The sequence below is a fragment of the Streptomyces sp. NPDC006510 genome (assembly GCF_040611955.1).
GTDB lineage: Bacteria > Actinomycetota > Actinomycetes > Streptomycetales > Streptomycetaceae > Streptomyces.
Genome location: NZ_JBEXPH010000085.1, coordinates 23,409 through 34,993, shown reverse-complemented (window position 1 = coordinate 34,993; position 11,585 = coordinate 23,409). Strand labels below are relative to the sequence as shown.

Here is an 11,585-nt window from a genome sequence, read left to right as displayed (position 1 = left end):
CGGAGGGCGAGGAGCCCTGGGCGGTCTCGGTGGTGCGGGACACCGCGGGCTCGGTCGCCCAGCGGCTGCTCGCCTCGATCGTGTCGGTCGCGGCGGGGATCGCGGAGCGCTCCATCGCCGCCCCCGCCGATATCGACCTGGCCGTCACCGCCGGACTCGGCTACCCCGTCGGCCCGCTGGCCTGGGGAGACCGGATCGGCGCGGACCGGATGCTGGAGCTGCACCGGGCGCTGCACCGTACGACGGGCGATCCGCGCCATCGCCCGAGCCGCTGGCTCACCGAACGCGCCCAGCTCGGTCTCGCGCTGACGGACCCGGGCACGTCACCCGCCGACTGCACGGCGGGCGCCGGGGCCTCGTAGCAGCGTGCGGCGGGGGGTGCCGCCGACCGCATGCGGCACCCCCGCACGCGCCGTCCTCGCCGGGCCGATGTCCGTTTCGTACAAGACCCCCGCCGGGGCCCGGCATACGGTCGGGGCATGACTCCACGAATGGACGCGATCGGCATCGTCACGGCGGATCTGGCCGCATCGCTCACCTTCTACCGCCGGCTCGGTCTCGACATCCCCGCCGGAGCGGAATCCGCACCCCATGTCGAAGTGACGCTCCCGGGCGGGCAGCGACTGCTGTGGGACACCGAGGACGTCATCCGCTCGTTCGATCCCGGATGGACCCCGCCGGTCGGCGGGGACCGTCTCTCGCTGGCCTTCCTGTGCGACAGCCCGGCGGAGGTGGACGCGGTGTACGACGACCTGACCGGCGCGGGATACCGCGGACATCTGAAGCCGTGGGACGCGGTGTGGGGGCAGCGTTACGCGACGGTCCTCGACCCGGACGGCTGCGCGGTGTCGTTGTTCGCCGCCAACGGCTGAGACCGGGGGCCCGGCGGGAGTGCCTACCGGCCGAGGTAGGCGGTCAGAGTGGTCCCGGCCAGGTCGCGCATCTCCCGGGCGAGATGAGCCTGGTCGGTGCAGCCGGCCTCGACCGCCGCCTCGGCGTACGGCGTACCGGACCGTGCGAGGGCGAGCGCCCGCTGCAGCCGCAGGACCCGGGCGAGCGTCTTGGGCCCGTAGCCGAAGGCCGCGAGCGAACGGCGGTGCAGTTGGCGGGCGCCGAGACCGGCCCGGTGCGCGGTGTCCGCGACGGACCGCCCGGCGCCGAGCCGCTCCGCGACGTACCGCATCAGCGGGTCCGGCGGTGTGGTGTCGGCCGCCCGGCGCAGCGCGACGGCCTCCAGCGCGGCGGCCGGGTCCGGGGCTTCGGCGAGCCGCTCGGTGAGTACCCGGACCCGGTCTCCGGGCCACAGGTCCACGAGCTCGACGCGGCGGTCGCGCAGCTCGTGCGCCGGCACACCGAGCAGCGCGGGGGCCGTGCCGGGTGCGAAGCGGATGCCGGTGCACTGCCCGCCGGTCGGGGCGGACGACATTGCGGCACGGGTGTCGGGGCCCGCGACGAGCAGCCGTCCGTCGATCCAGAGCAGGTCCATGCACCCGTCGGGCAGCACCGGATGGACCGAGCCCTCCGGCACGTTCAGCGTCCACACCATCGCACCGTCGAACCGCGACGTCCGCTCTTCGTACCTGTCGCCCATGCCCCACACGCTAATCTCGTCGGCGAACGGAATCGGCTTCCCGGGGACGGTCATGACGGCACTGATGGAGTTCACCACCGACAGCGGTGCGACGGTGACGGTCGAGGTCGACCGTCACACGCAGGGCGCGCAGCTGGTCGCGCTGGGCGACGACAACACCCTGGCCAGAGCCGGGCGTACGTTCGACAGCGCACTCACGGGAATCCGGTCGGCGGCCGAGTCCGCCCTCGCGGTGTTCCGGGACGGCGCCCTGAAACCGGACGGGGTGGAGCTCGAATTCGGGGTGAAGATCACGGCGGAGGCCGGAGCCGTGATCGCGAAGAGCGCGGTCGAGGGCCATCTGACGGTCAAGCTGTCCTGGTCCCCCGGTGCGACACCGGCGGTTCCGGCAGCGCCGGCCGTTCCGGCACCCGCGCCCGCCCCTTAGGGAACGCTCAGTCGTCGGACGCGGTGTCCGGCTTCTCCGGCTTCTCCGGCTTCTCCGGCTTCTCCGGCTTCTCCGGCTCCTTGTCGCGGCTCGGCTGCAGCCTGGACTTCACGTCGTCCGGCGGCAGGAACTTCGACCAGCGCTCCGGGAACTCGGACGGCATGTAGGGGCTGCCGACGTCGTCGTCCTCGTCGTCGTCGTCCCAGTCCTCGTCCCCCTGGTTCCCCGCCCGCGTCCGGGCGACGAACTCCGCTGCCTGGGCCGCGCGTACCCGGTCGTTCGCCGCGCGGGCGGCGGCCGTCGCCAGTGAGGGCCACACCCGGTCGATGGCCGCGTTCACCGCCGCTCCCACCAGCACCGCGAACGCGGAGATGCCGATCCACAACAGGACGGCGATCGGGGCGGCCAACGAGCCGTAGATCGTGGGCCCCTCGACCGTACTGGTGAGGTAGATCCGCAGCAGGAAGCTGCCGAGCACCCACATCGCGAGCGCCACCAGCGCACCCGGCATGTCCTCGATCCACGGCGAACGGACCGGTACGGACACGTGGTAGAGCGTCGTCAGGAACGCGATCGACAGCAGGATCACCAGCGGCCAGTACAGGACGCTTATGAGCTCGGTGCCCCACGGGACGAACTCCACGACCCGGTCGGGGCCGACGACGAGCAGCGGCAGCACGACGGAGCCGAGCAGCAGCGCGACGACGTACAGCAGGAAGGAGAGCAGGCGCGTCTTGACGATGCCGCGCTGGCCGTCGAGGCCGTACATCACGGTGATCGTGTCGATGAAGACATTGACCGCGCGGGAGCCGGACCAGAGCGCGATCGCGAAGCCGATCGAGATGACATCGGGCCGGGCGCCGGTGGTGACGTCCGCCAGGAGCGGTTTGGCGAAGTCGTTGACGCCCCGCTCGCTGAGCACGGTCTGCGCGGCGTTGAGGATGTTGCGCTCGATGGAGGCGACCGTGGTGGTGCTGGTCCACTCGTCGACGTATCCCAGCAGTCCGATCAGGCCGAGGAGCAGGGGCGGCAGGGACAGCAGGGTGAAGAACGCCGCCTCGGCGGCGAGCCCGAGAATGCGGTACTCCATGCACGAGTTGACGGTGTCCTTGAGCAACTGCCAGGCCATCTGCCGCTTGGATACGTTGCGGTAGAGGACTCGGGCCCGGTGGAGCCGACCCGATGGCCGCTCGGGTGTTTCATTTGCTGCCTGCACGTCCTTACCGTATCCGCATGGCAGCCACCACCCACACCGTGTCCAACCAGGTCCCGCCGCTGACCGGCTACGACGTCTTCGCCGCCGACCGGGCGCTCACCGAGGCCGTGCAACGGCACACGCCCCCCGGGCTCCTGGCCGAAGTCCGGGGCGAACTCGGTGAACTCGGCCGCTCCGCGGGCTCCGCACAGGTGCAGGAGTGGGGTGCGCAGGCGAACGGGAATCCGCCGGTGCTGCGTTCCCACGACCGGTACGGCCATCGCATCGACGAGGTCGAGTTCCATCCGGCCTGGCACCGGCTGCTCGGCCACGCGGTCTCCGCGGGCCTGACCACCGCCTGGAACCGGCCCGGCGGCCACGTACGGCGGGCGGCCGGCTTCCTCGTGTGGACGCAGGCCGAGGCGGGGCACGGCTGCCCGCTGTCGATGACGCACGCGGCGGTGCCCGCGCTGCGCACCGATCCGGCCCTGGCCGCCGAGTGGGAGCCGCTGCTCACCTCGACGGTGTACGAGCGGGAGCTGCGGCCGGCCGCACAGAAGGCCGGTGCGCTCCTCGGGATGGGGATGACGGAGAAGCAGGGCGGCACGGACGTCCGGTCGAACACGACCCGCGCCGAGCCGCTGACCGCGGCGGGCGAGTATCTGCTCACCGGGCACAAGTGGTTCTGCTCGGCGCCGATGTCCGACGGCTTCCTGGTGCTGGCGCAGGCGCCCGGCGGCCTGACGTGTTTCCTGCTGCCCCGGGTGCTGCCCGACGGCACCCGCAACACGTTCGCGATCCAGCGGCTCAAGGACAAGCTGGGAAACCGGTCGAACGCGTCGGCCGAGGTCGAGTTCGACGGTACGTGGGCGCGCCGGGTCGGCGAGGAGGGCAGCGGGGTACGCACCATCATGGGGATGGTGGCGGCGACCCGGCTGGACTGTGTGGTCGGTTCGGCGGCGCTGATGCGGCAGGCGGTGGCGCAGGCGATCCACCACTGCACGTACCGCAGCGCGTTCGGCGGGGTGCTGGTCGAGAAGCCGCTGATGCGCAATGTGCTGGCCGATCTGGCGCTGGAGTCGGAGGCCGCGACGGTACTGGCGATGCGGCTGGCGGCGGCGTACGACGACGGGTCGGAGAGCGAGCGGGCCTTCCTGCGGCTCGCGGTGCCCGTGGCGAAGTACTGGGTGACCAAGCGGTGCACACCGATGGTGGGCGAAGCACTGGAGTGTCTCGGCGGCAACGGTTACGTCGAGGAGTCCGGGATGCCCAGACTGTTGCGCGAGGCGCCGCTCAACTCCATCTGGGAGGGCGCGGGGAATGTGCAGGCGCTGGACGTGCTGCGGGTGCTCCAGCGTGAGCCGGTGGCGCTGAACGCGCTTCTCCAGGAGGTCGGCAGGGCGCGTGGGGCCGATCACCGGCTGGACGGGGCGATCAAGGACATGCTGACGGAGCTCGCCGATCTGGACGGGATCGAGGCGCGGGCCCGCCGGCTGGCCGAGCGGATGGCGCTGGTGCTCCAGGGTTCGCTGCTGGTGCGGTGGGCACCGCCGGAGGTGGCCGACGCGTTCTGCGCGTCACGGCTGGGCGGGGACCGGGGCTCGGCCTTCGGCACCCTGCCGCACAGCCTCGATCTGGCATCGATCGTCGAACGGGCGCGGCCCGTCGCTCCCTAGCCGGTCGCCCGCGGGAGTCGGGAGTACAGCAACGGAGGGTGGTGCTGCGCCGACACGGCACCACCCTCCATGCTGTGCACACCGAACAGTGGGGCACGGGCTCCGCCGCACGGTGTTCAACCACTCTCGTACGGACCTGCACTCTCTCGCCAGAGTTGCAAAGGGTTGCAACCATTGTGCGGAGTGCGCGGTGCCGGGCCCCTCGCAGCGGCAGGATGGTCCCGTGGATCGTCTAGCCGGCCCTGGACTGTGGGGGGAAACGAGAGTGGAGACAAGCGCCTCCGGGGTGACGCGACCGGCTGTCCCGCAGTCCGCCCGGGCCGCCCGCGCGGTCCACCGGGCCAGGGAGGCCACGCTCCTCGGCGACCGGCCGGTGGTCACCCCGCGGGCCGAGATCGGCGCCTCGTGGAACCGGGTGCTGCGCAGCGGTATCGATCCGGACCAGTCCACCGAGAGCGTGCTGCTCGATGTGGACGAGCTCGAACACCGGCGCCGGAGCTCGACGCTCGGCGAGGTGATGCCGCTGCTCGACGACGGCCTGGTCTCCCTCGCGGATGCCGCCCAGCAGATCATGGTGGTCGCCGATGTGGAGTGCCGGGTGCTGTGGCGCCGGGGCAACGCGGGGGTGCTGCGCCGGGCGGACGACATATGCCTGGCGGAGGGCGCGGCCTGGGCGGAGGAGAGCACGGGGACGAACGCGATCGGTACGGCGCTGGTCTCCCGCGTCCCGGTCCAGGTCCATTCCTCGGAACACTTCGTCCGCACGCTGCACAACTGGACGTGTGCGGCGGCCCCGGTCCATGACCCGCGCGACGGCAAGGTGATCGGCATCGTCGACATGAGCGGTCCCGCGTCCACGTTCCATCCCACGACGCTCGCCCTGGTCAGTTCGGTCGCCAGGCTGGCGGAGAGCGAGATAAGGAACCGGCATCTGCAGGCGATCGACCGGCTGCGTTCGGTGGCGGCACCGCTGATGTACCGGCTGGGCGGCCGGGCCCTGGCGGTGGACACCCACGGTTGGCTCGCCGCGGTGACCGGGATGCCACCGGTCGACCGGCTGCCGCTGCCCAAGTCGTTACGGCCGGGCCGGGTGTGGCTGCCCTCGCTGGGCATGTGCCGGGTGGAGCCGCTGCCCGGCGGCTGGCTGATCCAGGTCGCGGACGGGCCTTCGGACGGGGCGCCGCAACGGGTGGTGCTGGATCTGAGCCGGCCGCGCAGTCTCACGGTCAATGTGGTCGGCGCGGTGGGTACCTGGACGCAGCGGCTCTCGCCGCGCCATGCGGAGCTGCTGTACGCCCTGGCGCTGCACCGCGAGGGGCGTACGGCGTCCGAGCTCGCCCAGGACATCTTCGGCGACGCGACCCGCACGGTGACGGTGCGGGCGGAGATCTCCCGGATGCGCCGCCATCTCGCCCAGGTGCTGGCGCACCGCCCGTACCGCTTCGGCGAGGACGTCGAGGTGGAGGTGATCCACCCGGACCACCCTGCCGATCTGCTGCCGCACTCGACGGCTCCGGTGGTGGTCAGGGCCCGTGCGGACAGCCCGTAGGCCCTTCGTCCCGGATCCGGACCCGTTCCGCCGGCGGTCCCGGCGTCCATGTCGCGGGACCGGCTTTGGCGCAGGCGGCGGGGCGTGGTTCCCTGGCAGCCATGAGCAACCCCGCACGTAGCGCCGCCGCCATCACCACCGAAGTGACCGTCTGGTCCCTGGAACAGACCTCCCCCGACGATCTGCGGCCCGCCGCGGTCCCGGAGGGCGATGTGCGTATCGTGCGGTCGGAGATACCGCTGCCCGAGTTCAGCCGGTTCCTCTACACGGCGGTCGGCGGCGACATCCGGTGGACGGACCGGCTCGGCATGACGTACGCGCAGTGGCAGGAGGCCCTGGACCGGCCGGGGGCCGAGACCTGGGTGGCGTACGCGAACGGCACCCCGGCGGGTTACATCGAGCTGGACCCGCAGGACGAGGGCGCGGTCGAGATCATGTACTTCGGGCTGATTCCGGCCTTCCGGGGGCGGCGGATCGGTGGCCATCTGCTCTCGTACGGGGTCGCCCGTGCCTGGGACCTGGCGGAGCGCTGGCCGGAGCGGACGCCGACGAAGCGGGTGTGGCTGCACACCTGCTCCAAGGACGGCCCGCACGCCATGGACAACTATCTGCGCCGCGGCTTCCGGCTCTTCGACACGAAGGTGGAGCTGGAGCCGGAGGTGGCGACGCCGGGGCCGTGGCCGGGGGCCGGGCGGTAGCACGACGGAGGACCGCGCTCCGTTTGCGGTGACACATAGGGGGATTGCGGCTATTACGGATTGTCCGGTCCGGGTGACTCCAGTGATGAGCGCCACAGCGTCTCGCATTTCGGGACACTCTCGTCCATATTTTGGATAGTGGTGGACTGGCCCGAGATGCGCGTGCCACGCTTCCGTCATGCCTGGAACTGGAATTGCCTTGGTGAGTCGACGCCACGTCGACCTCGGCCGCGTGTCCAGCGCCATCTGTCCGGCGAGCTGAGAGTCCCAGCACCGCCGCGATCCCCCTTTCTCTGCAAAGCCTGCGCACCGCCGCGCCTCAGCGCGAGTGTGCAGTTCAGAGCCGCCCTCCTGCAGTCCCGAAGGACGTACTGTCATGGCCGCTACCCCGGAACAGCCTGCGACCACCACGCCCCGCCGCAAGGCCGGACGCCACCGTGGCGAAGGCCAGTGGGCCGTGGGGCACCACACTCCGCTCAACGGCAATGAGCAGTTCAAGAAGGACGACGACGGTCTCAATGTGCGGACACGCATTGAGACGATCTACTCCAAGCGCGGTTTCGACTCGATCGACCCCAACGATCTCCGTGGACGGATGCGCTGGTGGGGTCTCTACACCCAGCGCAAGCCCGGGATCGACGGCGGCAAGACCGCGATCCTGGAGCCGGAGGAGCTGGACGACAAGCACTTCATGCTGCGGGTCCGGATCGACGGCGGCCGGCTCACCACCGCACAGCTGCGGGTGATCGGCGAGATCTCGCAGGAGTACGCGCGCGGCACCGCGGACATCACCGACCGGCAGAACATCCAGCTGCACTGGATCCGCATCGAGGACGTCCCGGCGATCTGGGAGAAGCTGGAGGCCGTCGGGCTCTCCACCACCGAGGCGTGCGGCGACTGCCCGCGCGTGATCATCGGTTCGCCGGTGGCGGGGATCGCCGCCGACGAGATCATCGACGGCACGTCCGCGGTCGACGAGATCCACGACCGCTACATCGGCAACAAGGAATTCTCCAACCTGCCGCGCAAGTTCAAGACCGCGATCTCCGGTTCGCCGGTGCAGGACGTGGTCCACGAGATCAACGACATCGCGTTCGTCGGCGTGGTCCACCCCGAGCACGGTCCGGGCTTCGACGTCTGGGTCGGCGGCGGACTCTCCACCAACCCGCGGCTCGCCGAGCGGCTGGGCGCGTGGGTGCCGCTCGACGAGGTTCCGGACGTCTGGGCCGGAGTCGTCGGTATCTTCCGCGACTACGGATACCGGCGGCTGCGCAACCGCGCCCGGCTGAAGTTCCTGATGGCCGACTGGGGCCCGGCGAAGTTCCGTCAGGTGCTGGAGGACGAGTACCTGAAGCGCCCGCTGACCGACGGTCCCGCGCCCGAGCAGCCCAGCAGCCGCTGGCGCGACCACGTGGGTGTGCACCAGCAGCAGGACGGCCGCTTCTACGTCGGTTTCGCGCCCCGGGTCGGCCGGGTGGACGGCTCCACACTCGCCAAGATCGCCGACCTCGCGGCGGCGCACGGCTCGGACCGGCTGCGCACCACCGTCGAGCAGAAGATGATCATCCTCGATGTGACGCAGGACCAGGTGGACTCCCTGGTCGCCGGGCTGGAGGCGCTCGACTTCCAGGTGCGGCCCTCGCCGTTCCGGCGCGGCACGATGGCCTGCACCGGCATCGAGTTCTGCAAGCTGGCCATCGTCGAGACGAAGGCGCGCGGCGCCGCGCTGATCGACGAACTGGAGCGCCGCCTGCCGGACTTCGACGAGCCGCTCACCATCAACATCAACGGCTGCCCCAACGCGTGCGCCCGCATCCAGACCGCCGACATCGGCCTCAAGGGCCAGCTGGTGCTGGACGCCGACGGCAACCAGGTCGAGGGCTATCAGGTGCACCTGGGCGGCGCCCTGGGCCTGGACGCCGGGTTCGGCCGCAAGGTCCGCGGCCTGAAGGTCACTTCGGCCGAGCTGCCCGACTACGTCGAGCGGGTCCTGGGCCGCTTCCAGGCGGAGCGCGAGGACGACGAACGGTTCGCGACCTGGGCGGCGCGGGCCAGTGCGGAGTCGCTGTCATGAGCGAACGCGCCGCACCGTTCCACTGCCCGTACTGCGGGGACGAGGACCTGCGCCCGCACGAGAGTGGCCACGGCGCCTGGGAATGTGCCTCCTGCAACCGCGCGTTCCAGCTCAAGTTCCTGGGTCTGCTGGCCCGGGGGCTGCGGCGCAACGACGTTGAAGGGGACGGGATATGACTCGGACTCCGAGGACCGAAGACCTCGAAGCCCTGGCCGCGCGGGCCGGCCGGGAGCTGGAGGACGCCTCCGCGCCGGAGATCCTGAAGTGGGCCGCCGACACCTTCGGCGGGAAGTTCTGCGTCACGTCCTCCATGGAGGACGCGGTCGTCGCACACCTCGCCTCGCGCGTCTTCCCCGGCGTCGACGTGGTCTTCCTCGACACCGGCTACCACTTCCCGGAGACGATCGGCACCCGTGACGCGGTCGAGGCGGTGATGGACGTCAATGTCATCACCCTCACCCCCCGGCAGACCGTGGCCCAGCAGGACGCCGAGTACGGTCCGAAGCTGCACGACCGCGACCCCGACCTGTGCTGCAAGCTGCGCAAGGTCAAACCCCTCGAAGAGGGCCTGACCGGGTACACGGCCTGGGCGACCGGGCTGCGCCGCGACGAGTCCCCCACCCGGGCCAACACCCCGGTCGTCGGCTGGGACGAGAAGCGGCAGAAGGTGAAGATCTCGCCGATCGCCCGCTGGACGCAGGACGACGTCGACGCGTACGTCGCGGAGCACGGCGTACTCACCAACCCACTGCTGATGGACGGTTACGCCTCCGTGGGCTGCGCGCCCTGCACCCGCCGGGTGCAGGAGGGCGAGGACGTACGCGCCGGACGCTGGGCCGGCCGGGGCAAGACCGAGTGCGGGCTGCACGACTGATGACGACTGATCAGGAGACTTCGATGAGCGTGACGGAGACGGGAGCCACCATCTGGCTGACCGGTCTGCCGAGCGCGGGCAAGACCACCATCGCGTACGAACTCGCCGGGCGGCTGCGCGGCGAGGGCCATCGCGTGGAGGTGCTCGACGGCGACGAGATCCGGGAGTTCCTCTCCGCGGGTCTCGGCTTCTCCCGCGAGGACCGCCACACCAACGTCCAGCGGATCGGCTTCGTCGCCGAGCTGCTGGCGGCCAACGGCGTGAAGGTGCTGGTCCCGGTCATCGCCCCGTACGCGGACAGCCGGGACGCGGTGCGCAAGCGGCACCGGACCGAGGGCACCGCGTATCTGGAGGTGCATGTCGCGACTCCCGTCGAGGTGTGCTCCGAACGCGATGTGAAGGGCCTCTACGCCAAGCAGGCGGCGGGCGAGATCAGCGGGCTCACCGGGGTCGACGACCCGTACGAGGCGCCGGAGTCGCCGGACCTGCGGATCGAGTCGCACCGGCAGACCGTGCAGGAGTCCGCGGCGGAGCTGTACGCGCTGCTGAGCGAGAGGGGTGCGGCATGACGACCGTCGCGACCGTGTCGGAAGGCACCGGCAATCCGTACGCACTCAGCCACCTGGACTCCCTGGAGTCCGAGGCCGTGCACATCTTCCGCGAGGTGGCGGGTGAGTTCGAGCGGCCGGTGATCCTGTTCTCCGGCGGCAAGGACTCCATCGTGATGCTGCATCTGGCGCTCAAGGCGTTCGCGCCCGCGCCGGTGCCGTTCACGCTGCTGCACGTCGACACCGGGCACAACTTCCCCGAAGTGCTGGAGTACCGCGACCGCACGGTGGCCCGGCACGGGCTGCGGCTCCATGTCGCCTCCGTGCAGGAGTACATCGACGCCGGGAAGCTCCGCGAGCGCCCGGACGGCACCCGCAACCCGCTGCAGACCGTGCCGCTGACCGAGGCGATCCAGCAGCACCGCTTCGACGCGGTGTTCGGCGGCGGGCGCCGGGACGAGGAGAAGGCGCGCGCCAAGGAGCGGGTCTTCTCGCTGCGCGACGAGTTCTCCCAGTGGGACCCGCGCCGCCAGCGCCCCGAGCTGTGGCAGCTGTACAACGGCCGGCACGCGCCCGGTGAGCACGTCCGGGTCTTCCCGATCTCCAACTGGACCGAGCTGGACGTCTGGCAGTACATCGCCCGCGAGGGCATCGAGCTCCCGGAGATCTACTTCGCCCATGAGCGCGAGGTCTTCAGCCGCTCCGGCATGTGGCTGACCGCGGGCGACTGGGGCGGCCCCAAGGAGGGAGAGCGGGTCGAGACCCGGCAGGTGCGCTACCGCACGGTCGGCGACATGTCGTGCACCGGCGCCGTCGACTCGGACGCGACGACGCTGGACGACGTGATCACCGAGATCGCCGCCTCCCGGCTCACCGAGCGGGGCGCGACGCGTGCCGACGACAAGATGTCCGAGGCCGCGATGGAAGACCGCAAGCGCGAGGGGTACTTCTAA

General features: G+C 71.0%; 13 protein-coding genes and 1 pseudogene. 12 read left to right on the top strand and 2 right to left on the bottom strand.

Features of this window, described 5'->3' with window-relative positions:
- Both ABZY11_RS24355 and ABZY11_RS24350 read left to right on the top strand, forming a co-directional pair.
- The coding region (locus ABZY11_RS24355; RefSeq protein ID WP_356481184.1) for a 3-hydroxyacyl-CoA dehydrogenase family protein at positions 1-362 on the top strand (362 nt) is incomplete at its 5' end.
- 117 nt (positions 363-479) lie between these two features.
- Positions 480-872, top strand: coding sequence for a VOC family protein (locus ABZY11_RS24350; RefSeq protein ID WP_356481183.1), 393 nt, complete (start codon positions 480-482; stop codon positions 870-872).
- 26 nt (positions 873-898) lie between these two features.
- On the opposite strand, the pseudogene ABZY11_RS24345 reads toward ABZY11_RS24350, so the two are convergent.
- Positions 899-1,591 (bottom strand): annotated as a pseudogene (locus tag ABZY11_RS24345) (AraC family transcriptional regulator); the annotation flags it as partial.
- Positions 1,592-1,643: 52 nt separating this feature from the next.
- On the opposite strand from ABZY11_RS24345, the gene ABZY11_RS24340 reads away from it, so the two are divergent.
- Positions 1,644-2,018: a CU044_2847 family protein gene (locus ABZY11_RS24340; RefSeq protein WP_356481186.1), complete on the top strand. Its 375-nt coding sequence runs from the start codon at positions 1,644-1,646 to the stop codon at positions 2,016-2,018.
- A gap of 7 nt (positions 2,019-2,025) precedes the next feature.
- Here ABZY11_RS24340 and ABZY11_RS24335 read toward each other — a convergent pair whose 3' ends face one another.
- Positions 2,026-3,234: a YihY/virulence factor BrkB family protein gene (locus ABZY11_RS24335; RefSeq protein WP_356481182.1), complete on the bottom strand. Its 1,209-nt coding sequence runs from the start codon at positions 3,232-3,234 to the stop codon at positions 2,026-2,028.
- A 17-nt stretch (positions 3,235-3,251) separates the two neighbouring features.
- Between ABZY11_RS24335 and ABZY11_RS24330 the strand changes: the two genes are divergently transcribed.
- The 9 genes from ABZY11_RS24330 to cysD all read left to right on the top strand — a co-directional run bounded on the left by ABZY11_RS24330 (position 3,252) and on the right by cysD (position 11,585).
- A complete protein-coding gene (locus ABZY11_RS24330; RefSeq protein WP_356481181.1) occupies positions 3,252-4,889 on the top strand; it encodes an acyl-CoA dehydrogenase family protein in 1,638 nt (545 codons plus the stop codon).
- A gap of 265 nt (positions 4,890-5,154) precedes the next feature.
- Entirely contained in the window at positions 5,155-6,438 is a 1,284-nt protein-coding gene (locus tag ABZY11_RS24325) for a GAF domain-containing protein (RefSeq protein ID WP_356481180.1), read from the top strand.
- Positions 6,439-6,539: 101 nt separating this feature from the next.
- The gene (locus ABZY11_RS24320; RefSeq protein ID WP_356481179.1) at positions 6,540-7,136 is read left to right on the top strand and encodes a GNAT family N-acetyltransferase; all 597 of its coding nucleotides are present in this window, start codon (positions 6,540-6,542) and stop codon (positions 7,134-7,136) included.
- 178 nt (positions 7,137-7,314) lie between these two features.
- The gene (locus tag ABZY11_RS24315; RefSeq protein WP_317864749.1) at positions 7,315-7,398 is read left to right on the top strand and encodes a putative leader peptide; all 84 of its coding nucleotides are present in this window, start codon (positions 7,315-7,317) and stop codon (positions 7,396-7,398) included.
- 114 nt (positions 7,399-7,512) lie between these two features.
- Positions 7,513-9,210 (top strand): nitrite/sulfite reductase, encoded by a 1,698-nt coding sequence (locus ABZY11_RS24310; protein WP_356481178.1) that lies wholly within the window; start codon positions 7,513-7,515, stop codon positions 9,208-9,210.
- The gene (locus tag ABZY11_RS24305; RefSeq protein WP_329819691.1) at positions 9,207-9,386 is read left to right on the top strand and encodes a hypothetical protein; all 180 of its coding nucleotides are present in this window, start codon (positions 9,207-9,209) and stop codon (positions 9,384-9,386) included. Before ABZY11_RS24310 ends, ABZY11_RS24305 begins: the two co-directional genes overlap by 4 nt.
- A complete protein-coding gene (locus ABZY11_RS24300; RefSeq protein WP_356481177.1) occupies positions 9,383-10,084 on the top strand; it encodes a phosphoadenylyl-sulfate reductase in 702 nt (233 codons plus the stop codon). The genes ABZY11_RS24305 and ABZY11_RS24300 overlap by 4 nt, the downstream gene beginning before the upstream one ends.
- A complete protein-coding gene (gene cysC, locus ABZY11_RS24295) occupies positions 10,084-10,653 on the top strand; it encodes an adenylyl-sulfate kinase (RefSeq protein ID WP_356481176.1) in 570 nt (189 codons plus the stop codon). Before ABZY11_RS24300 ends, cysC begins: the two co-directional genes overlap by 1 nt.
- Positions 10,650-11,585, top strand: coding sequence for a sulfate adenylyltransferase subunit CysD (gene cysD, locus ABZY11_RS24290; protein WP_356481175.1), 936 nt, complete (start codon positions 10,650-10,652; stop codon positions 11,583-11,585). Before cysC ends, cysD begins: the two co-directional genes overlap by 4 nt.